The following is a 24,826-nucleotide window of genomic DNA, read 5'->3' on the forward strand; positions in this document are numbered from 1 at the left end:
TCCTATAGCAGTGCGCCGGTTTTCTTGATATACCAGCGTTTAACGACTGTTACTAACATAATGTAAGCAACACAAGTGACCACCAGCAAGAACCAAAAACTGACAGGCAAAGCAGTTAATTGTAAAGATTTCCCGAGTCCTGTAAAAGGGAGGACTGAACCAAATAGCAGCGCAATCGACGTTACTAGCGTGACAACTCCTGAGGCGCGGCTTTGAATAAACGGAATTTTCTCGGTGCGCAAAACGTGCAGAACTAGCGTCTGGGTCCAAAGCGACTCAACGAACCAACCACTGTTAAATAGTTGAATAAACTGTTGACGCTCAGGCCCGGACGTTGCACCGAAAGCAGCTCCGATCACCGCTGGACATATAAGAAAATACATCGCCAAATACGTTGTAATATCAAAGACTGAACTCGTGGGTCCAAAATCTTTCATAAAGCTGGAAATACTTTTGGCTTCCCATTTACGAGGAACTCTTAAGTATTCTTGATCCATATTGTCCCAAGGAATGGATAAACATGATAAATCATAAATTAAATTTAACAGTAACAACTGCATTGGCTGCATCGGCAAAAATGGCAAAAACGCACTTGCGCATAGAACCGAGAAAACATTACCAAAGTTTGAAGAACAAGTTGCCTTAATGTATTTCATGATGTTGCCAAAAGTTTGCCGACCGCTAACAACTCCCTGCTCTAAAATCATCAAATCTTTTTGTAATAAAACGATTGAAGCAGACTGTTTTGCAATATCCACAGCGGTATCAACGGAAATCCCGACATCAGCCGTTTTCAAAGACGGCGCATCATTAATTCCATCACCTAAAAATCCTACTACATGGCCATTATTCCTTAAAGTTTGAACAATTTCTGCCTTTTGTTCAGGCGAGACTTTAACAAAAACGTTATTCTCTTCGACGACCTTAGCTAGCTCATCACTAGCAAGCTCTGACATTTGAGATCCGGTCAAAACATTCTTAGCGTCAAATCCGATATTGCGACAAACTGCCTGCGTCACGGGCAGACTATCACCAGTGATGATCTTAACTTTAGTGCCATGATCGTTTAAAGCTTGAATTGCTTTTTGAGCAGTGCTTTTCGGCGGATCAAGAAACGCTAGATACCCTAGAAAAATCATCTCAGATTCATCGTTTATTGAAAGCTCATTACCGATACTTGGTTGCGGATTCGTCTTAATTGCGAGTCCTAAAACCCTAAGCCCATCTTGGTTTAAATCAGCAACCTGCTCTAAAATCCGATCCTTCCACGCAGCAGTTAATGCCTCGGTCTTGCCTTTAGCCAGAACCTGGCTGGACACGGACAACATTTCCTCAATTGCCCCTTTAGTGATCATTTGAACTTCGCCATTTTCTTCTTTGACAATCGTACTCATCCGGCGCCGAGAAAAATCAAACGGCAGTTCATCAATTTTTTCGTATTGCTCATCATTGATTGAAAGTTCGCTGTCTGCCGCTTTAATGACCGCTTTGTCCATCAGATTTTTCAAACCGGTTTGGAAGCGACTATTCAAATATGCATATTTCAAAATTCGATCTTCTTCTTGATGATCCACGTTGTAGTGATATTCCAAAATGATCTTGTCTTGGGTTAACGTTCCCGTCTTGTCAGTACACAAGATATCCATCGCGCCAAAATTTTGAATCGAATTTACATTTTTGACAATAGTGCCGCTTTTAGACATTTTCAGCGCTCCCCGCACCAGATTAGTGGTCACAATCATCGGCAGCATCTCTGGCGTCAGACCAACGGCTGTCGAGAGGGCAAACAACAACGCCTGCGCCCAATCGCCTTTCGTTAAGCCATTTAAAATACACACAATCGGAGCCATGACCGCCATAAAGCGGATTAAAAGCCACGAAGTTTGGCTAATCCCTAGATCAAAATTAGTCGGCGTCGGCTTATTATTGGTGATGCTTTGGGTAACTTGACCAAAGCGAGTCTCGCTGCCAACTGCAATTACAAGACCCACTGCCGTCCCACTAACCACGTTACTGCCCATAAAAGCCAGCGTCTGATAATCGGTCACATCTTCATTCGAGCCACCCGTGTAGTCAGCAAGTTTTTCGACTGGATAACTTTCGCCTGTTAAAGCCGCCTGCGAGATAAACAGATCTCTTGTCTGCAATAAGCGCAGATCCGCAGGAATCATATCCCCAGCTGCTAATTTCACAATGTCACCGACCACGATATCATCTAACGAAACTTCTTGTAAATATCCATCACGATAGACGTCTGCCTTCACTTTGACCATCGATTGCAGTTTATCGGCTGCGTTATTGGATTTAACCGACTGGATCAAAGTCATCGTTCCGCTCGCTAACACCATCACCGAAATAATGATTGTCCCCATCAAATCGCGGTCAGCCGGTGCTGTCCAAAGATAATCGGTGCAAAACGAAATCAGGCCGAGAATTGCCAAAACAATCGTGAATGGCGTTACGAATGCCTGGAGAAACTGCAGTGACAAAGGAGTTTTGCGCTGGTAATTAATTTTATTGCTGCCATACTTTTCCCGCTGTTCATTCAAATCTTGTTTTTTTAATCCACTAAGTTGTGAATCGAAAATTTGCAGCACCATTTTTGGTGTTTGTTGAGCAATCTTGATGTAATCTTTTGTTTCGTACATAATAAAAAACCTCCTGACGGTTGAGTCTAAGGAGGTTCCTACAAATAATAATAGCCGCGACTACAGTACGGCATTAGATAAAAAAATGCCGCGAATAAATCGCGGCCCCCTAAAATAAATCTTTTTATTTTAGCACTACCCGGCGTAAAGACGTCAGTCATTAGCTACTTGGGAAATAACCTTCGTTCGGTTATTTCTGTCCTATACATTGGCGTTTCGCAACGTTTCTGTACAGCAGCTTATGTCCGTGTAGGAGCCTCGTATATTTAATTAAATCGTTCAACCTGGCAAGAATAACACGCCAAATATTAAATGTCAACAAAAATATTTGCAATTGTCCGAATCAATCACTTATTTGTAAAATAAAACCATGGTGCCAATCCCCACAAAGAACATCAGTCCTGAGAACAACAATGCCTGCCATAAAGCTAACATCATAAACGGTGAGGTAGTCCTGTTACTTTTGCTTTTCAAATATTTATAATTTCTGCGAACCGCCATGAGTTCATAGATGCCGATTGCAATTAAGATGACTCCAATTACTATTGCCCAAATTCCCATAATTATTTCCTCTTTCTATGTGATACGAACATTGTACGCGCTTTCTTTGAAAAAGAAACATATTTTTTTTAACGTTAAGAATCGGACGGTTATCGTCTAAAGTAAAGTGGACTGCGGGATTATATGTACCAATATCGAGCAAACAAAGCAAAACAATTAATGTTCAGATTGCGGGGAGCATTTTCAAATTTATGCGTCACATGCTTAATACAATACAGCAAGTATATTTCGGTGTTCATTATCAATAATCCAAAAAGAACAAAAGACTGATGCCAAAAATCCCAGGACGATAGATCCAAGAAGGAAAAAGCTAATAATTGTTGGCAGCTTTTAAACAATCATTATTTAAAACTAAAATTTCTTTAACCTTGGCTTCTGAAAAGTATTTAACTGCAAGCCGTTTGATCAAATTCAACAAGAGTCCGTCAATCAGTAAAAATCCTAAACTTATGAATATCAAAGCGTCCCCTCCAGATCTTTTACTGTATTTTATCATTGGTTTATCCTCAACTGTTCGGAAAATCCGAACAGTTAAAAAAAAGACAAACTGGAAGGGAGAAGAAACAGTTTGTCATTTTTATTGTGAAAGAATTTACTTTAATTAGTCTAAATTCTTTCACATGAAGAAATGCCTTTCAATAAATACAAGAACATTTACGATAAGAAGACCGAGAAGTCAATAACAACGGGTTTTTTCTTTCGCATTATTTTCCACCGGTATTATCGTTCGGTCCCCCGTGGATTTCCATTTTTTCTCCACGTTGCTCTGCATCTTTTTGCATTTCTTTCATTTGTTTGTCAGTAACAATCACAGAAGTGCCTTTTTTAGGATTTTTCATACTATTATCGTTTTGCATTTTTAAGAATACAAATATTGATATTGCTAAAATTAACACGCCTGCTATCGCAGATAATACTATTTTCTTTGTTTTACCTTTTTTCTTTTTCATGATTTCTCCTTAATTTTTATAGTTTTCGAAAGCTTCTTTCATTTCATTTAAGATTTATAAAGTACTCTACTCTATAAATCCACGATTTTGGATACTGTTTACGTGAATTATTAAATTTCATACGTGATTACCTGATATTGGTATTCACGTATTACCTGAATGAAAGTTTTGCGGCTAAACTAGATAATTATTTTTCTTTTGATCTTTTAACTAACACATCTAAAACCTTAGTTGAAGTCTCTTGATCTGATAAATCCAAATACTCCGGTTCGCCGCCTTCTCTTAGAAGAACACCATCATAAGGAGTCTTAATTATCGAATGTTTTTTGATAATTTTTTTCCCGGCGTCGGTACTTATATCTACGACATATAATTTTTCTCCAATTTCTTGGCATTGTTTAGAAAACTTTTTTAAACCCTCATCTGATTCTTTTGAACCAGGTGTTTTAAAAAAGATAAGCTCACCAGCACAACTTTTGTTTCCTATCTTTTTTTCGTATTCCTCAGCTGAAATTTCTTCAATTTCGGGTTTTGAACTAGATTTATCATTATTACTTGAAGAGTTTTTATCAGAAGATTTCGATTCGGTTTTGTTCTTTGAGGAAATAGTACTACTAGAAGAAGTCTTTGGGCTTGACTCCTTGCTTTTCTGACAAGCAGTCATCATCACTAAACCACTAAAAAGCAAAATTAAGTTTATAATTTTTTTCATCTTTCAATCCCTTATTTTTTATAATTTTCTGCGTCTTCATCAGCAAAACCTTTGATTACTTCGGCAGGAAGATTTGGATCATTTTTAATATCTAAATATAATGGTGCTCCACTTTTAATAATTACTGCGTCATAGGGCTTCGCGATCCTATTGTATTTTTCTACAACTTTCTTTCCAGTTTCAGTGGTCATGTCAACTACATATAGCTTTCTGCCTATTTTTTGACATTTTTTAGCAAATTTTTTTAATCCATCATCAGCTTCTTTTGAACTAGGTGTTTTAAAAAAGACAATTGCTCCTTCATAGTCTTTGTTTTTAAGCATTTTTTGGAAGTTCTCGGCTGAAATTTCCTCAATTTCTGGTTTAGAACTATTCTTTTCACTTGAAGAGCTTTTATCAGAAGATTTCGATTCAGTTGCAGTGACGCTGGAAGAATTCTTGGTAGTTGAAGTTTTTTTCTCCTGACAACCTGTCAACATTGTTAAAGCTCCGAAAATTAAAACTATTCCTTTAACATTTTTCATAATTGATTTACTAATTCCTTTTCGTGGCTTGTATATTACATAATACAAAGAAGATACAATTCTTAAATTCAATAATAATGGTTATATCAGTATCAGATCTATTCTCCTTTCGTTAAGACTTATAGATATTCTACTTTATAAGAGTAGAATTTTTGGTAATGTTTACGTAAATTACCATATTTCATACGTGATCAACTTTTAATCTGATTCACGTATTACCTGAATGAAAGTTTTGTGCCTAAATTAGCCTATGAATTTTTTCTGGCAGTTGTAACCACGTCCTTTACAACTGAAATTGGTTCTTGTGCATTTGGTAAATCCCAATACATCGGTTTTCCACCTTCTGTCAGAAGTACAACATCATAAGGAGTCTTAATTAATGAATATTTTTTGATGATTTTCTTTCCAGCCTCAGTCGTTACATCTAATGTATATAATTTTTCGCCTATTTCTTGACATTGTTTAGAAAACTTTTTTAATGCTTCATCTGATTCTTTGGAACCTGGCGTTTTAAAAAAGATAATCTGACCAGCAGCATCTTTGTTATTTACCCTTTTTTCATATTCCTCAGCTGAAATTTCCTCAATTTCGGTTTTAGAACTAGATTTATCATTATTCTTTTTACTTAAAGAGCTTTTATCAGAAGATTTCGGCTCAGTTGTGTCCTTTGAAGCAGTGACACTAGAAGTTGAATTCTCAATAGTTGAACCCTTTTTCTCCTGACAGCCAGTCAACATCGTTAAAGCTCCCGAAAGTAAAACTATACATTTAATATTTTTCATAATTGTTTGCTAAGTCCTTTTATATTTTGTAGTAAAAAACGATGATTCTTAAATTCAATAACAGTAATTACAATCCTGTCTCCTCTCTTCAAGTTTTATAAAAGCATGATTTATGGGAGTGCTATTTTATTAATTCAACGACGTCTTTTTTAGAGGCGTTTTTCGATGGAATATAGCTAAACACCAAACCAACCAGGACAGAAATTCCAATTGCTAAGAACGCTACAAAAGGATCAAATTCAAAGTCAAATTTCATGAATTTACTGATTATAAAGGCGAATAACTCACCAAACAGATAGCCGATAATTCCTCCAAAAAGCGTCAGCATTAAGCCTTCTAACAGAAATTGCATTTGAATTGTTTTTTCAGTTGCTCCTAATGCCCGACGAATCCCAATTTCTTTAATTCGTTCTGAAATTGAAGTGTAAACCATGTTCATGACCCCAACTCCTGAAATAAACAGCGAAATTCCAGCAATAAAAGAAACAATCAACGTTAACATTTGAAGGACAGCACTAATATCATTGGTCATCGCTGCCGTATTTGAGAATTCATAATTGCCCAAACTCTTCACACTGCCTTGTTTTCCAAGCTTCTTAACAACTTGATCAGCAACTTTTGTTAAATTTTGATCACTAGGAACCGTAATCTGAATATTTTTATTATCGGATCCCGGAAAATAGTGATCATAAGTAGACTTATTCATTTCAAACCGAGTGGTATCGATAAGATCTGATTCAAATACTCCCACAATCAAAAAAGATTCGCCGCCTATTTCTGCCGTCTTGTCCACAATATCATTGTTACTAGCCTTAGGATCCAAGTCCTTAACAACTTTGTCAGAAACGGTAACTACTTTATTGCCGATATCAGCCGAACTCAACTTCTTGCCAGCAACGACGTTCTCTCCAGTTCCACTAACTAGGTGAATCTTGAGGCTCTGAGGACCTTTACTTAAAGCGACAGATTCCTGACGATAGATTTTGTCGGGTTTTTCCACTTCGTATTGAGCCTCGCTGACACCAGGAACGGAACGAACCAAATCCAAATCATGCTGGTTAAAATAGCTAAAACTGCTTTTAGCGAAATTATCATCATCTTCCGGAGAAAAACTAATTGTGGTTCGATTGTTCTTAACGTCTTCAGAGTCTAACAACTGCTTGACCGAATATTTCTCGTAACCCCGCCCAACAGTCACAATCGTGATCACGGCTGCAATTCCTACAATAATTCCAATAATCGTCAAAAAGCTTCGGCGTTTGTTTTTCAAGATCGCTTTAATTGCCGTTTCAATGCTAATTGAAATTCTCATCCGATCACCTGCCCGTCTTTAACTTCAATTACTCGCTTACAATATCTCGCAGCCTCTGGATCGTGCGTCACCATTAAGATCGTCACACCGTGTTGAGCATTGAGATCTTTAAAAAGCGTCATAATTTCATCAGATGTTTTACTATCAAGCGCACCAGTCGGTTCATCTGCCACCAAAAACTTCGGTTTATTGGCAAGCGCTCTGGCGATTGCAACTCTTTGTTTCTGACCGCCTGAAAGCTGACTAGGCAGCTGATCTTTCTTTGAAAGAAGCCCCACTTTCTCTAATTGACTTAGAACTTCAGGCTTGGCACTCCGATGAGTGGCGCCTCGATACAACAAAGGCAGCTCAACATTTTCATAAATTGTGTCCGTTTCGATCAAATTAAATGACTGAAAAACAAATCCGACGTTCTGATTTCGCATCGCCGAAAGCTCATTATCCTTAAATTCTTTAACATCTTGGTCAGAGAAATAGTACTCTCCTTCAAAGTCCCGATCGAGAAAACTAATAATGTTAATTAAAGTCGATTTTCCCGAGCCACTCGGTCCCATGATTGCCGTGAACTCTTTTTCTTCGATATTAAGATCGATATCTTTTAAGACATAGAGCGGCTCATCTTCGTTTACGACGTAAGATTTATTAATTTTATTCATCTTAATCATGATTTAATCCGCTTCTTTGTAGTTCTTTACGATTGATTCGTTGCTCTTGAGACCGCTCGTTACAACGAAATAATTATCTTTCTTGGTGCCTTGAATTTCTTTCTTGGTGTACTTGGAGCCATTTGCTTTATAAACAAAGAACTTCTTGTCTTCTTCTTTGACAGCAGATTTCGGAATTTTGATTTCCTTAAGCGCAATTGTAACTTGGACATGACTGCCGTTTTTTAACTCTACATCTGGCTTAATATGCGCAGTATAAGTAGAAATCTTACTGGTAGTGTTGTCTGGGCGATCAGCAATATTAGTGATCTTACCTTTAATCTTCGTTCCTGAATCTACGGGAGCAAGTTTCACTTCTTGATCCCAGAAAAGATGACTGAGGTCGTATTCACTGACTGAAATCACCACACTTGCGTCATTACTTGAGATCTCAGCTACCGGTTTCATTCCATCGCTGCTGCTTGTTGGAACTGTCAATACGCCATCAAACTGCGCATAGACTTTATTAGGAGCGTCATCACGCATTTTATTAAGTTCTTTATTAAGCTGATTCACTTCGTTTGTGAGGGTCGTGATTTTCGCCGAATTATTCTGAACATCTTTTTTCAGCTGATCGATTTCGTTATTCTTCTGGCGCACCTGGCGCTGTTTATTCAAAAGCGTGTTGTAGTCTTTCAAGCTGTAGTAAGTCGCAACCAAATCGCCCTGCGTGACTGCTTCACCGCTTTGTTTTTCCAGATTAATGTTGTCGCCAAGTGCTTGGTTCAGCGTGATACTTTGAGTGTTCTTGGATTTTGCGATCCCGTTAAAGCTCAATGGATCACTTTTCTTTACCTCAACTGTTTGGATTGATATTTCAGGAGGCTTGCGATTACTGCTGCCTCGCTTAATAAATATGATACCAACCACGACTACAATTACTGCAACGGTCGTTATAGTAGTAATGGCTACCCAATGTTTTTTCATTTTGTTTTCCTTTAATAAATTAATTTGTTTGATATCTTAATATTACCAACCGTTTGTTCTTTAAATTTCGTTTCTTACGCCAAATACAGAATTGTTAACCTTAGCAACTAAAAAAAGCATTCACGTAATACGTGAACACTTTTTCAGGTTAACAATTTTCGTCTTGAACGCAATTTTAATTACTATTCTTATACAGGATCTGGATTGTCTCTTTTAATTCTCTGGCACATTCGTAACACTTTACTAATTTTCCTTAAATTATTATTAAAATATCAGGAGTGCTTTATACATTGTAACTTTGAAGGGTTTATTTACTTTTCAATATTTAAAATTGCATTTTGATTATTGTGAACTTAAATACAGTTTGAATATATCTGTTGAAAATCAGAAATAACCAAAAATGCAAAAATTCGAATCCAAGTATTCATTTCCATTTATGTTATGCCTGAAAGTTTATACAAATTATATATTATTATTTATGCAATTATCATCAGTAATTAATTTAATCGCTGTAATAGCAACGTTTATTAACGAAAGTTTAGAATATTTAACTTATTTAAAGTATCTTTGAATTTATTTTGTTGCCATTTAGAACATCTAATTACGCTTCCGTCTGACATAATTATGGTTTCGTCTTTAACAGACCTACCTTTTACTTCTTTTAAATTGACAATCGAGCTACGGTTACATTTTAAAAAATATTCTGGAAGATTATTAAAAATTTTACTCAACGATCCATTACACCTAAATATATGGTATTTCCCTGTAACTAAAATTTTATGATTGCCCACTACTTCCAAAGAAACAATGTCATCAACATCAATTTGCTTTGTATCATAGTCAGAAACAAAGTTCATCAATTTTAAATCGTTTCTTTTCTCCAAGTTTGATTGCTCTGTTTGATAACGTACGGCAATCGTATTAAGAGCTTTACCTATCTTTTCTTTAAAAGCCTGCCAATCATCGGTTTTCACAATATAATCAAATGCTCCGATCTTATATTCAAAAGTTAGCATTCCAAACTCCAAATGTGAAGTAATAAAGATAATAAACCCATGTGGATCATATTCTCTAATTTTTACAGCCAATTTAAGACCATCATACGTCTCATCATTCAAGTCAATATCAAGAAAATAAATGTCGTTTTCATATATTCTTGAATCTAATTTGGAAATTAACTCGGCAGGTTTAGTTGTAGCAAGCTCAATTTTCATCGGCATATCTATAAATAAGATTAGATCGTTAATAATTTTACTTGTATTTTTTAGATGAATTTCTTGATCATCACAAACGAATATTTTTAACATTTTTTTATCTCCATTTGAGTTCGTATACAAACTTATCTTGTTTAAGAGTACTACAATTGCATAAAAAAAATCGAAATTATACGTGAATTAAACTATTTTAAACGTGAACACTCATGCAAGTTCGTAACGTAATACCTGAACGCTTTATTTTTTAATGGAAATCTTTTGCGTAAAAACACCGTTAGCAACTTGAGTCTCCAGGGTTAAATATGTAGAACTATCAATTATTTCATTTAAGTTTTTCAAGCCAAAGCCACGATTTTTACCTTTCGTCGATTCTCCTGGAGTGAGGTTCAAAGGAGCATTTGGACAAGTATTACTTACGATAATAATTGTACGCTGATCATCGTTGATAAAAGCGACTTGAAGTTTTGATTGATCATGTTTTTCGCATTCTTCCATTGCATTATCCAGGATAATTCCTAATGCACGAGACAAATCAAATGGATCAACCTTTTTAATATTAATTTCTTCATTGCATTCGACAACTACATTTATTCCTTTTTGAACTGCCTCAACCACTTTTGTTGAAATTAATCCTTTGACTTCCGGAATATTAATTTTTTTTAGTTGGTTCAAAGTTCCTGATTTAATTTGATTTTCTTTTTGCATTAACCGATTTTTTTGAAGGAAAGCTTCCAACTCAGGGACATTGGCTTCACCGTTACTAATAAATCCACTAATACCCGTCAGAATGTTCTTGTAATCATGTTGAACTTTTCGAATATCTAACTGCGTTTTCTCCAAAGTATCAATATAATTCTCCATTGTCATTTTTTCGGTTTCCAATCTTTTACGATTGCGATTATTTCTAACTTCATATCCGATATAGACAGAAATTATCAGAATGAATACCAAAAAAAGTAAAAAGAAACTGCTCAACTGACTCATCTGCTGATTACCCATTTTATAAACAAATTTTTTAGATCCCCGTAATTCAATATTTGAAAGGTTACTACCTTCTTCAATATACAGAGTTCCTTTAAAATTTTCGTCACTGGGGTTTAGAATCCCGAAAAGAACTAAAAAAAATACTATTAGGAGTAATGGAACACTAGCTCCTATCACTTTTTTTCTAGTGTTCAATAAAGAATGGACACGACTTCTAAAATATTTTCTTAAAAAAAGCGTTAATAATATTTGAAAAATCAAATTTAACAAAGAATCATACGGTAAATGCGTTGGTGTAGTTAAGTGGGAGCTGATTAGGGAACTTAGAAATTTATTAACAAAGATGTTTTCAATCAAGAAAAATAGAAGGAGCGGAAAAAACTCAGACCTTTTTTTTCCTTGTATTAAATAAAATCCCCCTACAATTAAACTGGAAATGATCAAATATTGATCTGAATTAATCAAAAATTGGTTGCTGTCTGGTCGAGAAACAACAAAGAAAACCACACACGTAAGAAATGTGATTGAAAAAAGTACCAATTTACTTTTAACAGTAAATAGCTCTTTGAAAAACAAAAACAAGTTTAGTTCAAGAGACACAACTCCGATTAAAACTGGTAAAAAAATATACAAAATCTGAATTCCTTTTTTTTAACCTATTTTAACATATAGGAAGGTGTACCTAGAATATCTTCAAGAAATCTGTAACTAACAAAGACACAATGTTGAAATTATTGTCTACCACCAGTAAAAATCACCTGATCTTGTCATAGGAGTTAAAATAGCTTTCTTGTTTTACGTGAACGCATATTTGTTAATGCTCGGGTAAACAATCGGACAATTTGAGTAAAATTTGCCCAAAATCCATCATCTTCGAATAAAATTTATTGTATAAAACTCAAAATTAACGTATTGGGCTGAACACGATTACGTTAGTTATATTAAAGGAGCATTTCAATGAAAAAAATATTTTTAATTTTTTCTTCAGCAGTAGTAATGCTGCTGCTGACTTTTTCATTAATTCAAAACAAGGACATCATTGCGTTTCAAAATTACGCTGGTATAGACGTCCTGGGACAAGAAGCAAACAAAGCCCCCATTCATAGAGATAAGTTTAATCTAGAGATGAATAAGTTTACAAAAGAAAACAATATTGTGCTTGCTCAAAGGATTGTAGAACCCAATAAAGCTGGAAAAACCGAATTTAAATATGCAATTTTTGGAGAAGGAAATCTTCCCAAAGGCTTAGAAAAAGCTTCTACTAACACCTTGAAATTTAGTGATATAACTGGGAGCTACTTAGTTGTTAAAGGGCAGGTGGATCCCAATATTCTAAAGAGTAAATTTGCTGATTTAGGATATACTGCTTTTCCTGCCGTGAAAACTCCATTAATCCGAAGCCTTCAGATGCTTTTAAATGCAACCAGCGTTCTCTGTATCTTTATTTTCTTATTAACATTTGCGGGTTTGTCGCTGATTTATCGGATTAAAGATCTCCGCTTTGCAGGAATCAGACTTATTTCGGGGGAATCCCTTGCCGCCGTTACTTTACGTCCAGTTAAATCAGATCTAACAGCAATCGGAATCATCAATCTAATAACCTGGTTTATTGGATTATGTATCTTACTATTCAAAAAAGCATTTTACTTGCGAACCATCACGGTATTATCAATAGGCATTTTGATTTATATTTTCGTATTGCTCTGCATTTCTTTAATTTTGAGTATTGTTTATTTATTTAGCTTAAAGAAAAGCACGTTGATGTCCCTAATTAAAGGAAAATTGCCGCTTAAGAAAATCATTTCCATTATGTTGATAGCTCAATTTTTATCAATTTTAACTGTAGGATTTACCGTTAAACAATTTACAGGCTTTTATTCAATTTATCAGGAAATGAATCTAGCAAAAGACAAATGGCAAAAAGCAAGCGATCGCTTTATTCCAAATTATTCAATGACAGCATCTGCAACTAATCGAAAAGAAGACGATCGCCGAAACAAAATTGAATACAATCTAGTAAAAGATTCAATTGAAAATCATGACGCCCTCCTTTGCCAAAATAATTTAGATCGTTACTTGGGACAAAAAGAATTAGATGGAGTTAAGGCAACAGATTACTTACCAGAAGGTAATACAATCTATGTAACTCCTAATTATTTAAGTGAACAAAATGTTGAAATTAGCTCAAAATTGAAAAAACGGCTCCAAAATTTAAAACCGGGTGAATTTGGATTACTCCTGCCAGAGAAATTAAAGACACAGGAATCAAAAATAACAAAAAGATTCATAAATTTGTTTAATCTTGACCTAAAAGACACTAAATTTAGCAATACATCATATTCTGCAATCAAAGGATATTTAAGCAATAACCAACAAAGATTTCTGTATAACGGAAGTTCGCTTTCTAATACCGAAACTCAATTCTTGAAAGATCCAATTATTGTTGTTCGGACTCCTACTTCCACACGTAGCACTCCGGCAACAAACTCTTATTGGTCAGCTGCTCTCAGCAAAGAAATCTCATTTAAAGGATATGATTCGACCATTAAAATATTAAAAGATCACAAAGCATATCAATGGTTTTCTGTTGTCACTAACGGTAATCTAAACTATCTTAATTCGGTCAACAAATTCAGAACGCAGCTAATATCACTGCTGATCGGTTCCTTAATGAGCGTTGTCACCTCAATTTTCATGTTTGCCATGAATTTATTATATTTTGAAGAATTTAGAAAAGAAATTTTTATCAAACGTCTATCCGGAATGACTTTTACAGAAATTCATTTTAACTACCTATTAGCACAACTAACCGTCCTGCTTGTTGCGGCTATCGGAGGATTCTTACTAACTAAAGACTTAATCATTATTGTAGGTACAACGATTCTATTTATTGCAATGGGATCTATGATGATCTATCGCCAAATAAAAACTGAAGATACAGTTGCTGTAACTGTAATGAAAGGAAAATGATTGATGTTAAAAACTCTAAATATGACTAAAAAATTTGACCAAAGAACCTTATTTGATCATTTAAATCTGGAATTCAAATCTGGTAAAGTTTATGCCTTAATTGGTCCAAGCGGCAGCGGCAAAACCACTTTGTTAAATATTCTTGGACACCTGGAAAAGATTGATGATGGTGACATTCTTTATGATAGTAAGAGCCTTTTTAAGATCAAGACTCAACAGTTTTTCCGTCACGATCTCGGATATTTATTTCAAAATTTTGGTTTACTGGAATCTCAGACGATTTCAGACAACCTTGATTTAGGTTTAATTGGTCAAAAACTAGAACCAACCGAGAAAAAGCAAAAAAAACTTAACGCCTTGAAACAAGTTAATCTTGAATATTTAAAATTAGATCAAAAAATCTATTCTATTTCTGGCGGTGAAGCCCAAAGAGTCGCTCTTGCCAAAGTTATTTTAAAAGATCCGCCTTTAATATTAGCTGATGAACCAACCGCAGCACTTGATCCTACAAACGGTGATGAGGTAATGAAGCTCTTGTTATCACTCAAGAATGACCATCGGACAATAATCATTGCAACACATAATAATTCCATTTGGGAGCAAGCAGATGAAATTATTGATATTTCAACCTTAAGTTAGGGCGAGTTTTAGGGAAAAAATAGCCTCCATATGCGATACGTTTATTTTAAGCGATTCACGTAATTCAATCCGGTAAAGATTCCACATATAAAACCGATCAATATCGAAGCAACGATTATAAACATCACTTCTTTTTTGCCAAAAATTTCCAATAATTTTTTCATTTTCGCTCCTATCTAAGTCAATTTTCCCAACTTTTATTTACAAAGAAATACAACGTTACAATACATCCCAAATTCATGAGATCATGAATCATTTCTGAACTACTTTTATATGTAAAGAAGCCATAACCCAGAAATAGAATATATATAATCATACAAAAGTTAAAAACCTTTTTTTCGGTGATAATCATCGCCAACCCCCATATCGCTAATCTTAAATGACAAAATTATACCAAAAATTCTGGGATAAAAGCGCACATTTTTTTAACGTTAAGAATCCGATGATTATCGTCAATAAGCTTGTGCCTAATTCAAGGTCGAGATCGATCTCCCTTGTGATATACTTTTTCACATTGGAGGAAAAAATGTTTAATAAAGAAAATAGTGTACTTCTCGGAAAAAGTGTCTTAAGTATTATCATTAGCTATATTTTTGGTTCGGTCAGCGGTGGGTTCATCGCTCAGGTTCTTTTGAAAGCCGCCCCTCAAAATGAACAAAATATCAGGCATCTTTGCATTAGTATTTTCATTATTATTTTCCTACGTTTGTTTATGAAACTTTCGATTTTCAACAAGATTTCCGAACCCAAAAAATCCATTGAAATCATGCTGGCAATAATTTTTCTTTCTTTAATCACGAATCACGACCAACTGTTCTCTAATTTCACGTTTCAAATTTTAGTAACCGTAATTGTCGTGGGAATTTTTGAAGAAATTCTATTTCGGGGAATTATTTTTGTCCCACTAACTCGGATTTTCCAAAATCAGCGTCACGGATTTCTTTGGGCATCAGTGGTTAGTTCTTTGATTTTCGCAGCCGCTCACCTCAATAATCTTTCTGGGCAGAGCCTCGCCTATACTCTTGGAATTCAATGTGTTTTTGCATTTATCTGCAGCATGTTCTTTAGCCTTCTTTATCAAGTGTCTGATAATATCTTGTTGCCCATCTTTGCACACTTTGTAATAGATTTAATTGCGATGAGTGCCGCTCAATTTAGTGTTACCAAGGTCGACCTCGCAACTGCAATTGAAATCGTCATCTTCGTGATCTGTTCGGCGATTGTTTATCTTTATTTCTTGCGAGGTGAGAAATATTAAAGGATATCGCTCCAACATTGAACGGCTATCGTTACGCTATTTATAAAGATCGATTTGACTATTTGTTATTTGATTTGAAATGCTACTTCAATGGGGCTGCCACGCCGATGCAGAAAGCTTACGAAAACGGCACCACCAGAATTTGGCTCGACCAATTTAATCATGACTTTCCCAAATTCATCGATCAAATGCAATTGAACTCTTTCGTCAATGAAAATTACGAAGTAATAGATCTTGCGGATGGCTCAACGAAAGTGATTCACAACTTAGCAACCGCATTAGAAATTCAAAAAACTATTAACGTCTATTTAGCAAATTTATTGGACTTAACTTTTTTAACAAGCCTTAAACTTACAAAAAAAGGCAGTAATGCCTTTTTTAAATACTTTATTCGTAACGCAAAGCAGTAATTGGATCCAGCTTTGATGCTCTACGGGCTGGTAAAGTTCCCGCCAAGAACGCAATAAACATGATCAAAACTATAATCATACAGATGGAAGGAAACGTAAATTTGATCAGAGTAAAACCCGGTAAACCTTTAAGAAAACTATTGGAAGCTGCAGAATTTAGTCCGCTGCCGACAAGAATCGCAACGATAATTCCGAGAATTGACCCAATTAAACCAATCAAAATCGATTCACAGCTAAAGATTGAGAACACCTTGCCTCGACCAAGACCTAATGCCTTCATTAATCCAATCTCTCTTGTCCGATCTCTAACTGACATATAAAGTGTGTTGATCACGCCAAAGCTTGCCGCTAAAAGGGCAATTGCTCCAAACAAGATCAAAACTCCTGTAATCGCATTAACCACTTGCCTTAGCTGACCAATCTGATCTTGAAAAGTTTGCGCTTGATAGCCTTTTTTCTTAAGTTTACTTTTAACTTTAGCAATATTATCGTCTGTCGGATTTTGGATCATCGCTGTCGCACCAATATAATTTTGCTGCATCTTCTGCGGTAATCCTGCTAGATTGTGCTCAGAAACTTGATCGGCTAGCGATTGACTAATAATTGATTGGTTTCCTTGAACAATGCTAACGTTTCTTACTCCAACAACTTTGGCGTCGATGATCGATTGACGGTTAGTAGCTTTTGACGAAACTGCGATTTTGACCTTTTGACCAAGCGCTTGTTTCGCAGATTTAAATCCAAGCGCTTTAACGTAATCTCCCGCCAGCACTACTTCATTTTGCTGACCTTTTTTAGCTGCTTGCCTCCCAGCTTTTAGGTCAACGTTAATTCCAGTTGGCGAAGAAGCTTGAAAAACATACTTAGCTGATTTAGAACTCTGAATATAGTCAATACTTGTATCTTGAACCCCTTGAACATTCTTCAATTCATTCATTTCTTTTAAACGCTTCATCTTGTCGGGCGTAATACTTTCTTGTTCGTTTGCGTTACCCCGATTAGGGTCATACTTTTGAATTTTGTCGTTGCTTTCAGCGCTTGAAGAAGGGATAATCATCACTAATCCCTTGTCCCCAACGTTTGCCACCTGCTTGGAGACGTAATCGTTCACTCCTGAATTGACCCCAACCGTCAAAGCAATCGTCATTGCCCCGATCATAATCGCAATCACGGTTAAAATTGTTCTACTCTTATTATGCCAAAGGTTTGCACTAGCCGAATGGAGAATATCAAAAATTTTCATTATGCCAGCTCCTTTACAACTTCACCGTCTCTGATTTGAATTTGCCGCTCACATTTAGCAGCCAAATCATCATCGTGAGTGACGATAATTAAAGTTATCTGATTATTTCGATGCAGATCAAAAAGAATATCTTCAATCTTTTCTCCCGTTTGAGAATCTAAATTGCCCGTTGGCTCATCTGCAAAAATAATATTAGGATTGTTAACCAGCGCTCTAGCAATGCAAACCCGCTGTTTTTGACCACCTGATAAATCGCTTGCCCGATTATTTTTCTTCTCACTTAAACCGACCGCATCAATTGCCTTTAGCGCCATTTCTTGTCGTTTGCGCCCAGTAATTCCGCTAATTTTTAAAGGCAGCATCACGTTTTCCAAAACTGTGTCTTTTGCATTTAAGAAAAACTGCTGGAAAACAAAACCAAAAGTTTTATTGCGAATACTATTAAGCTCTTTGGCTCGAATATCTTTAGTTGATCGTTCATTTAATTTAATCTCGCCACTAGTTGGCTGATCAAGTAAAGCCATAATATGCATTAAAGTCGATTTTCCGGAACCACTTTTGCCAACAATGGCTACTGATTCGCCTTTATCAATATCAAGGCTAACGCCTTTTAAAGCTTCGAACTTCGACTCTCCTTTGCCGTAAGATCGGGTGACCTTTTCAATTGTTAATAAACTCATCTTGTCCCTCTTTCTTTTCTTATAGCTTTAAATTAACACAATTATTGTCGGTTCGAGCGGTTTAATGTTTAACGTTCGTTTTAGGCGGTTTAACGTTATTTATAATTCTGTCAAATTTTGTTCCAATTATACTTATCAAAAGATATTATATAAGTATAATTGTTACAGGAGTAAAATGAATGAAACAAGCTGATAAGGTTGATGCTAGGAAATTACATCGATCCAGTAAAATTTGGTAATGAGTCTTCTGCCCTTCAAGATAGATTCTCTAAAGGGAAAAACGCCTATTTTTATATGGCGAACTCCTATTACCGAAATATTTTTACAAATCTAAAAATGTACCATAAAAAACCTTTCTGAATGTAACCGTCAAGTATAATCGATTACAAATCCATAATTTATTGGACTTAAGCCCAAAAGAATACTTTAATTATTGGTAAGAAGTTTTATCTCGTTGAAAAGCGTGAGAAAGTGATCGAGCAAAATGACGATTAAAATAAAAAATGCAAATATCAATAATTTAAACAATGTTAGTTTGACAATTCCCAACGGTTTAACTGTCGTCACCGGCATCTCTGGCTCTGGGAAATCATCATTAGTTTATGACACTTTATATCAAGAAGCACGTAATCGACTTTTTGAACTATTTTCAAATAAAAACGATACTTACCCGTCAAGCAACACAATGGTCGATTCAATCGAAGGCTTGAAACCTGTAGTAGGAATTAAGCAAAATACCAAAAATCGAAATCCTTATTCAACAGTTGCAACCGCTAGTGGCATTCACGTTCTTTTAAGGATCCTTTATTCGCGTTTTGGAACTCAATACTGCCCACACTGTGGCACAAAAATTCATCTTTACTCCGAAGATTCAGTAATTAAAGAGCTAATAAAGGCTTCAAAAAATGCCCAGATCCAAATTCAAGCCAGAATTTTAAATAAAGTTCCAGGAAGCCATGCGACATTACTAAAACAATTACGTAAAGATTTTCCTGATCTAGACATCTTAATCGATGATTTAAAAACTATTACTCCATTAGACCCCGATAAAAAACATTCCATTTCAATCATCCTGATTGATTCAAAATCCCCGCTATCTCTTGTGGAAGCAAGAAACATTTTAAAACAAGCAAAATTATTTGGTCTTGGATTTATTATTTTAAGAGACTGCGATTCAAAAAAGAATTATCAGCTCGTATTTAAAAATATCTGTCCTGAATGTAATAGCACTGTTAAAAAAATGGAACCATCCATGTTTAACAAGATTTGCCCCAAGTGTAAAGGAAAAAAATGTGAGAGTTGTTATCAAACTGGCTTAGATCCAACAATTGCTAAAACCACCTTGAATGGTCTAACTTTTAACCAAATGTTGGCATTATCAATTGCCGATTTTACTACGCTTATCGAAAATGAAACCATCCTTCCTGATTCTGCCCAGACCTTGCGAGAAGAAATCTTAAAAAAGAGCCATTCAATTTTAAACTTGGGATTGGGTTATTTAGAATTGAATCGAACTTCTCCCTCCCTTTCAAGAGGTGAATATCAAAGGCTTCAAATTGCAAAAGCAATTTATAATAACATCGACGATATTATGTATATTTTAGATGAACCCACGATCGGACTTCACCCATCAGAAACAGCTCAAATTATGTCAGAAATAAGAGATTTAATTGGAGATGTTATTTATATTGAACATGATGAAACTGCAATTTCAGATGCTGATAATTGTATTGCTCTCGGACCAGGAGCTGGAAAAAATGGTGGCAACATTATTTTTCAAGGAAGTCCAACTGCTTACCTTAAGAGGATTGATCTTAAAGAAAACAACCACCATAAACGTCCTATTAAGGAGTTTTTAGCGATAAAGGATGCTAGAGCGAGAAATCTAAAAAGCTTAGATATAGATATTCCGCTTGGCTGCGCTACTGTTATCTGTGGGGTTTCTGGCTCAGGGAAAAGTACTTTAATTAATGAAGTGATTATTCCTTCTTTAAAACAAAAAACGAATCTAAATTGTTCATCTATTACTGGAAATATTCCTAAAATTCTTGAAATCACGCAAGATCCGATCGGTAACAATGCTAGATCAACAACGGCTACCTATATGAACCTAGCTGAGGAGATTAGAGAACTATTTGCCCATTATTCCCACAAACCAGCGTCTCTGTTTACCTTCAACACCAAAGATGGAGCTTGTAAGCAGTGCAACGGTTTAGGAACCATCAAGATTAATATGAGATACCAGGAATCATATTCAATTGTTTGTCCCTCCTGTAATGGCAACCGATTTTCAAATACTGCTGCTCAGGAATTGATAAAAATCGCTGATAAATCCTACTCAATTGTTGATTTTATGGAATTAAAAGTTACTGAATTTTTGGAAATTTTAAAAGCTCAGCCCAACTTTTTTAACATTTCAATTAATTACGATGCTTTAGAGCGATGTTTATCATCTTTAGTTGATGTTGGTTTAGGATATCTTTCTTTGAATCAGTCTACCTCTTCTCTCTCAGGCGGAGAAGCTCAAAGATTAAAAATTGCTAAAATTCTGAGTAAAAAGCTGAATCACTCGATGATGATCGTTTTAGATGAGCCAACTTCGGGGTTACACAAAGCAGATATTGAAAAAATTTTATGTATTTTTGACATTTTAAAAAATGCCGGCATTACTTTACTAATTGTGGAACATAACCTAGATGTAATTACTTATGCTGACTGGATTATCGAAATCGGTCCCGGTGCAGGTCCTAAAGGGGGAAGTCTCGTCTTTCAGGGCTCAATTAGTGATTTGCTCAAACAAAAAACAAAAACGGCAAAGGCAATTTTAGAAAAAAACACCTTGAGAATTAATCCCCCAAGAAAAATAGAATCCTCAAGCGAAATAAAAATAAACAACGCTTATGCAAATAATCTTAAAAACATTTCTGTCTCAATTCCCAAAAATAAAATGACAGTTATTACTGGTGTTTCAGGTTCGGGAAAATCTACTTTAGTCTGGGATATTATTGAAACCGAAGCTAAACGAAATTTTCTCGAAACCCTGTCAACATACGAGAGATACAATACAAATGAAAAAAGGAACTGCAAAGTTGATTCAATCGAAGGCCTAGGTCTGGTTTGTTCAGTTAGTAGTGATGGTTGGCAATTCAATCCTCGTTCAAATATTGGAACAATTACTGGAATGTATGATCACTTATCAGAACTATTTGTTTATGCCGGAGAAAAACATTGCCCAAAATGCGGTAGTTTAATGAACAACCAGATAAATTTCTGGATCTGCCCAAACTGTCAAACTACAGCGAAAAAACCAAGACCGACAGATTTTAGCAGAAGCAACTATCGTGGTGCTTGTACTTCTTGCCAGGGTGTTGGAACCATTCAACAAATAAGTGTCAAAAAAATTATTATCGACCCCGCAAAGCCATTACTTGATGGAGCAATGCAATCTTATGGTTATTTTCCAAAAAGTTATCTAAGTAAAGCTGGAAGTAGTGGACGCTACTTTTTAGAGTCATTTTCCAAACGATATCATTTTGACCCTTATTCTACTCCGTGGTGTGAAATGACAAGTGAAGCACAAGAAAAATTTATCTTCGGTGATGAAAAGCCCATGAAGGTTCAATTTAAATCATCAAATGGCAGAGAATATAGTGAAACCCTCCCCTTCCCGGGTTTTAAGGGATGGATTAGCAATTGGGATTTAGGAGGTACATTTACCGACCATCTTGTATGTCCAACTTGTCATGGAAGTGGCTTAAAACCTGAACTTAATTCAATCACAATTCAAAACCTTAACATTTACGACGTTTGTCAATTATCAATCGCTGAGCTCAGTGAATTTCTCAACCCGCTCCAAGGTAAACCGATCAAATTTCCGTTAATGAAAAAGTCGTTAAAAATCTTGCAGCTAAAGTGCAGTTTTCTGATCAAAACCGGATTAACTTATCTTAATTTGAATCGTTTTTCATCAACTCTCTCAGCTGGCGAAGCACAGCGAGTCCAGTTAACAACATTTCTTAGTAATGAAATGAAAGGATTGACTATCTTACTAGATGAGCCTTCTCGAGGACTTCACCAGACAGAAATATTGTCATTGATTGAGTTATTAAAAGAACTTTGCAAAATTGGTAATACATTAATCATCGTTGAACATGAAACTGCTTTTATGGAACAAGCTGATAACATCATTGAATTGGGTCAGGGTGCTGGAAAGAATGGGGGTCAAATAATTTCAACCGGAAATATTAACAAAATTATCAAGGAAGATAATCTGACTTCAAAGTGGTTAAAAAACCCTTATCCAATTAAAAATTCTCGCCGGCGATCTGCTTTTAATTATGTAACTATCAAGGGTGCTGTCGAAAACAATCTAAATGTTCAAAAGTTACAAATTCCATTGAAAAATTTAGTTGGAATCTGCGGGGTATCGGGATCTGGTAAAAGCACCTTAATTGTGGATACGATTGCCAAAGCCTACGTTAAAAGAAGGCAAACGACCTCTGTATCATATGAACCCGATGTCATTGGTAAATATCAATCGATTGAAGGCATGCCTAAACATGTTATTTTGATTGACCAATCAAAATCAGATATTACAAATATTTATCGCTATTTTGGGATAGATAAAATTCTGCAGGATATTTATTTAACCGATGAAACTGCTGTCTCTCTCCAATTATCAAAATCTGTCTACCAAAGAAATTGTCCTGATTGTCATGGAAAAGGGTTTAATAAAATTTCAATGGAATTTATGCCACCTTCGTATACCCCTTGTGAAACATGTAATGGAACCGGCTTCTCACCCGAAGCATGGGAAGTGAAAATCAAAGGTTACTCATATCCTGAACTTTTTAACCTTAGTATTGAAGAAATGTATGAGTTATGGAAAGATCATAAAAAATTAGCGGAGAAGCTAAAAAATTTAATTGAGATGGGATTAGGTTATCTCATTTTTGGTCAAAACGCTCAGACTTTTTCTTCTGGTGAGGCTCAAAGGCTAAAACTAGCCAAAGGACTTCAAAGTAACAAATCTAAGGAAACGTTATATATCCTTGATGAACCAACCGTTGGACTACATAATGAAGATACCCAAAAATTGCTGGTAATCTTAAATAAGCTGGTAGATAATGGCAGCTCAGTCTGGGTGATCGAGCATGATTTAAATTTATTGTTGCAATGCGACTACTTGGTAGAATTGGGACCCGGAGGTGGCAATTTAGGAGGCAAAATTGTTGCCAGCGGAACCCCAGAAAGAGTTGCTGAGATGAAAACAAAAACTGGAAATTTGTTAAAGGAAATTTTATGATGAAGCCATCACTGTTATTAACAGATCCCTCACCTTGCCTCCGTTATAAGATCTTGTCAAATATGTCAGATCCTGATAAAGACGAATTAAACGAACTAGATCTTGAAAGAAAAAATGATCCTATTTTGAAATCTATTTTGGATTTACAAAATTCCGATGGTTCATTTCGCATAAGTGATCGAACTGCACCCACTTCCATTATTCAATCAACATCAATTGCTTTAACGATGATTGCTTACCTTGGATTCGATTATAAGATGGATGAAGTTCAAAAAGCTGTAAACTACCTGATGGCAAAACAACAAACTGATGGTTCATGGTCCTATGAAGGAGAAGAATATGACATGGTCCCCTTGCAGACAGCATTTCCACTATGGGGAATTTCATCAGTAGGTAAATCATTAGACCCTCAACTAAAAAAATCCTATGATTGGTTATTAAGTAAACAACTAGCTGACGGTGCCTGGCCAGTTGGAACTGTTTATGGCAATTTCGGGTACATTGCTGGATACCGAAAGCTGCCTAATTCAAAGAATGGTTGTCGAGTAAACACGACTTGTGCTTTACTTGCCTTAACTAACCACCCTAAATTAAAAAAAGATCCTCGAGTTCTCAAAGCTGCCGATGTCCTGTTGGGAAGACGCACGATTGAGCGGCACAGTATGGGGATTAATATTGCTAGATGTTTGGGTGTTGAAAAGTCATCGGGTTTCTTTAGCTACTTTGCAGCTCACGATATTGCCCTTGTGTTATCTATTATTGCAAAAATCGGCATTAATGGCGAAGATCCTCGAGTTAACGAAATAGAAAAAACTGTCAGAGGATTTCAAAATAAATTTGGTTTAATTGAATATGAAAAATCACCCATTGTTACTCATTGGTTAACCTATGACATCAATAACTATTTAAGTATTATTGACAGCAGCAGCGTTTTTATTCACAAAATACCAGATTTTGCTTTTAAAGGTTATCAAAAGAACAACAAATTCATATAAAAAATCCG

General features: G+C 35.6%; 21 protein-coding genes and 1 riboswitch. Of the genes, 6 read left to right on the forward strand and 15 right to left on the reverse strand.

Going from position 1 to position 24,826, the window contains the following annotated elements; translation table 11 throughout:
- Nucleotides 1-2: 2 nt before the first annotated feature.
- The 12 genes from mgtA to R8495_RS08040 all read right to left on the reverse strand — a co-directional run bounded on the left by mgtA (nucleotide 3) and on the right by R8495_RS08040 (nucleotide 11,588).
- Nucleotides 3-2,648 carry a magnesium-translocating P-type ATPase gene (mgtA, locus tag R8495_RS07985; RefSeq protein ID WP_317634948.1) on the reverse strand — a complete coding sequence of 882 codons (2,646 nt, stop codon included), beginning with the start codon at nucleotides 2,646-2,648 and terminating at the stop codon, nucleotides 3-5.
- Between the two features lie 107 nt (nucleotides 2,649-2,755).
- Nucleotides 2,756-2,925, reverse strand: a riboswitch (M-box (ykoK) riboswitch).
- A gap of 74 nt (nucleotides 2,926-2,999) precedes the next feature.
- On the reverse strand, nucleotides 3,000-3,209 hold the full coding sequence (locus R8495_RS07990; RefSeq protein WP_317634949.1) for a hypothetical protein: 210 nt from the start codon (nucleotides 3,207-3,209) through the stop codon (nucleotides 3,000-3,002).
- A gap of 310 nt (nucleotides 3,210-3,519) precedes the next feature.
- Nucleotides 3,520-3,669 (reverse strand): hypothetical protein, encoded by a 150-nt coding sequence (locus R8495_RS07995; protein ID WP_317634950.1) that lies wholly within the window; start codon nucleotides 3,667-3,669, stop codon nucleotides 3,520-3,522.
- 244 nt (nucleotides 3,670-3,913) lie between these two features.
- On the reverse strand, nucleotides 3,914-4,159 hold the full coding sequence (locus R8495_RS08000) for a hypothetical protein (RefSeq protein ID WP_317634951.1): 246 nt from the start codon (nucleotides 4,157-4,159) through the stop codon (nucleotides 3,914-3,916).
- Nucleotides 4,160-4,346: 187 nt separating this feature from the next.
- Nucleotides 4,347-4,871: a hypothetical protein gene (locus R8495_RS08005; protein ID WP_317634952.1), complete on the reverse strand. Its 525-nt coding sequence runs from the start codon at nucleotides 4,869-4,871 to the stop codon at nucleotides 4,347-4,349.
- 11 nt (nucleotides 4,872-4,882) lie between these two features.
- On the reverse strand, nucleotides 4,883-5,395 hold the full coding sequence (locus tag R8495_RS08010) for a hypothetical protein (protein ID WP_317634953.1): 513 nt from the start codon (nucleotides 5,393-5,395) through the stop codon (nucleotides 4,883-4,885).
- 248 nt (nucleotides 5,396-5,643) lie between these two features.
- The gene (locus tag R8495_RS08015) at nucleotides 5,644-6,177 is read right to left on the reverse strand and encodes a hypothetical protein (RefSeq protein WP_317634954.1); all 534 of its coding nucleotides are present in this window, start codon (nucleotides 6,175-6,177) and stop codon (nucleotides 5,644-5,646) included.
- Between the two features lie 121 nt (nucleotides 6,178-6,298).
- Entirely contained in the window at nucleotides 6,299-7,489 is a 1,191-nt protein-coding gene (locus R8495_RS08020) for an ABC transporter permease (RefSeq protein WP_317634955.1), read from the reverse strand.
- A complete protein-coding gene (locus R8495_RS08025; protein WP_317634956.1) occupies nucleotides 7,486-8,154 on the reverse strand; it encodes an ABC transporter ATP-binding protein in 669 nt (222 codons plus the stop codon). Before R8495_RS08025 ends, R8495_RS08020 begins: the two co-directional genes overlap by 4 nt.
- Before the next feature lie 3 nt (nucleotides 8,155-8,157).
- The gene (locus tag R8495_RS08030; RefSeq protein WP_317634957.1) at nucleotides 8,158-9,120 is read right to left on the reverse strand and encodes an efflux RND transporter periplasmic adaptor subunit; all 963 of its coding nucleotides are present in this window, start codon (nucleotides 9,118-9,120) and stop codon (nucleotides 8,158-8,160) included.
- A 527-nt stretch (nucleotides 9,121-9,647) separates the two neighbouring features.
- On the reverse strand, nucleotides 9,648-10,427 hold the full coding sequence (locus R8495_RS08035; RefSeq protein ID WP_317634958.1) for a LytR/AlgR family response regulator transcription factor: 780 nt from the start codon (nucleotides 10,425-10,427) through the stop codon (nucleotides 9,648-9,650).
- Nucleotides 10,428-10,571: 144 nt separating this feature from the next.
- A complete protein-coding gene (locus tag R8495_RS08040; RefSeq protein ID WP_317634959.1) occupies nucleotides 10,572-11,588 on the reverse strand; it encodes a sensor histidine kinase in 1,017 nt (338 codons plus the stop codon).
- A 687-nt stretch (nucleotides 11,589-12,275) separates the two neighbouring features.
- On the opposite strand from R8495_RS08040, the gene R8495_RS08045 reads away from it, so the two are divergent.
- Both R8495_RS08045 and R8495_RS08050 read left to right on the forward strand, forming a co-directional pair.
- On the forward strand, nucleotides 12,276-14,288 hold the full coding sequence (locus tag R8495_RS08045) for a bacteriocin-associated integral membrane family protein (protein WP_317634960.1): 2,013 nt from the start codon (nucleotides 12,276-12,278) through the stop codon (nucleotides 14,286-14,288).
- A 3-nt stretch (nucleotides 14,289-14,291) separates the two neighbouring features.
- The gene (locus R8495_RS08050; RefSeq protein WP_317636619.1) at nucleotides 14,292-14,927 is read left to right on the forward strand and encodes an ABC transporter ATP-binding protein; all 636 of its coding nucleotides are present in this window, start codon (nucleotides 14,292-14,294) and stop codon (nucleotides 14,925-14,927) included.
- Between the two features lie 41 nt (nucleotides 14,928-14,968).
- Here R8495_RS08050 and R8495_RS08055 read toward each other — a convergent pair whose 3' ends face one another.
- Nucleotides 14,969-15,091 (reverse strand): hypothetical protein, encoded by a 123-nt coding sequence (locus tag R8495_RS08055; protein WP_317634961.1) that lies wholly within the window; start codon nucleotides 15,089-15,091, stop codon nucleotides 14,969-14,971.
- Between the two features lie 362 nt (nucleotides 15,092-15,453).
- On the opposite strand from R8495_RS08055, the gene R8495_RS08060 reads away from it, so the two are divergent.
- Together R8495_RS08060 and R8495_RS08065 are read left to right on the forward strand one after the other, a co-directional pair.
- A complete protein-coding gene (locus R8495_RS08060; RefSeq protein WP_317634962.1) occupies nucleotides 15,454-16,185 on the forward strand; it encodes a CPBP family intramembrane glutamic endopeptidase in 732 nt (243 codons plus the stop codon).
- 17 nt (nucleotides 16,186-16,202) lie between these two features.
- A complete protein-coding gene (locus tag R8495_RS08065) occupies nucleotides 16,203-16,595 on the forward strand; it encodes a DUF6994 family protein (RefSeq protein WP_317634963.1) in 393 nt (130 codons plus the stop codon).
- Here the strand turns inward: R8495_RS08065 and R8495_RS08070 are convergent.
- Both R8495_RS08070 and R8495_RS08075 read right to left on the reverse strand, forming a co-directional pair.
- Nucleotides 16,573-17,838 carry an ABC transporter permease gene (locus tag R8495_RS08070; protein ID WP_317634964.1) on the reverse strand — a complete coding sequence of 422 codons (1,266 nt, stop codon included), beginning with the start codon at nucleotides 17,836-17,838 and terminating at the stop codon, nucleotides 16,573-16,575. The genes R8495_RS08065 and R8495_RS08070 overlap by 23 nt on opposite strands.
- On the reverse strand, nucleotides 17,838-18,518 hold the full coding sequence (locus R8495_RS08075) for an ABC transporter ATP-binding protein (RefSeq protein ID WP_317634965.1): 681 nt from the start codon (nucleotides 18,516-18,518) through the stop codon (nucleotides 17,838-17,840). The genes R8495_RS08070 and R8495_RS08075 overlap by 1 nt, the downstream gene beginning before the upstream one ends.
- 484 nt (nucleotides 18,519-19,002) lie before the next feature.
- On the opposite strand from R8495_RS08075, the gene R8495_RS08080 reads away from it, so the two are divergent.
- Nucleotides 19,003-23,823: an ATP-binding cassette domain-containing protein gene (locus tag R8495_RS08080; protein WP_317634966.1), complete on the forward strand. Its 4,821-nt coding sequence runs from the start codon at nucleotides 19,003-19,005 to the stop codon at nucleotides 23,821-23,823.
- On the forward strand, nucleotides 23,820-24,818 hold the full coding sequence (locus R8495_RS08085; protein ID WP_317634967.1) for a prenyltransferase/squalene oxidase repeat-containing protein: 999 nt from the start codon (nucleotides 23,820-23,822) through the stop codon (nucleotides 24,816-24,818). Before R8495_RS08080 ends, R8495_RS08085 begins: the two co-directional genes overlap by 4 nt.
- The last annotated feature ends 8 nt before the right edge of the window (nucleotides 24,819-24,826 follow it).

This window comes from Xylocopilactobacillus apicola, from assembly GCF_033095985.1.
Lineage (GTDB): Bacteria > Bacillota > Bacilli > Lactobacillales > Lactobacillaceae > Xylocopilactobacillus > Xylocopilactobacillus apicola.

What these genes read in the sequence shown, in the direction of transcription:
- R8495_RS08030 (WP_317634957.1), bottom strand. Translation starts at nt 9,120, where the DNA reads ATGAAAAAACATTGGGTAGCCATTACTACTATAACGACCGTTGCAGTA.
- R8495_RS07990 (WP_317634949.1), bottom strand. Translation starts at nt 3,209, where the DNA reads ATGGGAATTTGGGCAATAGTAATTGGAGTCATCTTAATTGCAATCGGC.
- R8495_RS08015 (WP_317634954.1), bottom strand. Translation starts at nt 6,177, where the DNA reads ATGAAAAATATTAAATGTATAGTTTTACTTTCGGGAGCTTTAACGATG.
- R8495_RS08025 (WP_317634956.1), bottom strand. Translation starts at nt 8,154, where the DNA reads ATGATTAAGATGAATAAAATTAATAAATCTTACGTCGTAAACGAAGAT.
- R8495_RS08035 (WP_317634958.1), bottom strand. Translation starts at nt 10,427, where the DNA reads ATGTTAAAAATATTCGTTTGTGATGATCAAGAAATTCATCTAAAAAAT.
- R8495_RS08010 (WP_317634953.1), bottom strand. Translation starts at nt 5,395, where the DNA reads ATGAAAAATGTTAAAGGAATAGTTTTAATTTTCGGAGCTTTAACAATG.
- R8495_RS08075 (WP_317634965.1), bottom strand. Translation starts at nt 18,518, where the DNA reads ATGAGTTTATTAACAATTGAAAAGGTCACCCGATCTTACGGCAAAGGA.
- R8495_RS08080 (WP_317634966.1), top strand. Translation starts at nt 19,003, where the DNA reads ATGACGATTAAAATAAAAAATGCAAATATCAATAATTTAAACAATGTT.
- R8495_RS08055 (WP_317634961.1), bottom strand. Translation starts at nt 15,091, where the DNA reads ATGAAAAAATTATTGGAAATTTTTGGCAAAAAAGAAGTGATGTTTATA.
- R8495_RS08045 (WP_317634960.1), top strand. Translation starts at nt 12,276, where the DNA reads ATGAAAAAAATATTTTTAATTTTTTCTTCAGCAGTAGTAATGCTGCTG.
- mgtA (WP_317634948.1), bottom strand. Translation starts at nt 2,648, where the DNA reads ATGTACGAAACAAAAGATTACATCAAGATTGCTCAACAAACACCAAAA.
- R8495_RS08060 (WP_317634962.1), top strand. Translation starts at nt 15,454, where the DNA reads ATGTTTAATAAAGAAAATAGTGTACTTCTCGGAAAAAGTGTCTTAAGT.
- R8495_RS08000 (WP_317634951.1), bottom strand. Translation starts at nt 4,159, where the DNA reads ATGAAAAAGAAAAAAGGTAAAACAAAGAAAATAGTATTATCTGCGATA.
- R8495_RS08085 (WP_317634967.1), top strand. Translation starts at nt 23,820, where the DNA reads ATGATGAAGCCATCACTGTTATTAACAGATCCCTCACCTTGCCTCCGT.
- R8495_RS08050 (WP_317636619.1), top strand. Translation starts at nt 14,292, where the DNA reads ATGTTAAAAACTCTAAATATGACTAAAAAATTTGACCAAAGAACCTTA.
- R8495_RS08005 (WP_317634952.1), bottom strand. Translation starts at nt 4,871, where the DNA reads ATGAAAAAAATTATAAACTTAATTTTGCTTTTTAGTGGTTTAGTGATG.
- R8495_RS08070 (WP_317634964.1), bottom strand. Translation starts at nt 17,838, where the DNA reads ATGAAAATTTTTGATATTCTCCATTCGGCTAGTGCAAACCTTTGGCAT.
- R8495_RS08020 (WP_317634955.1), bottom strand. Translation starts at nt 7,489, where the DNA reads ATGAGAATTTCAATTAGCATTGAAACGGCAATTAAAGCGATCTTGAAA.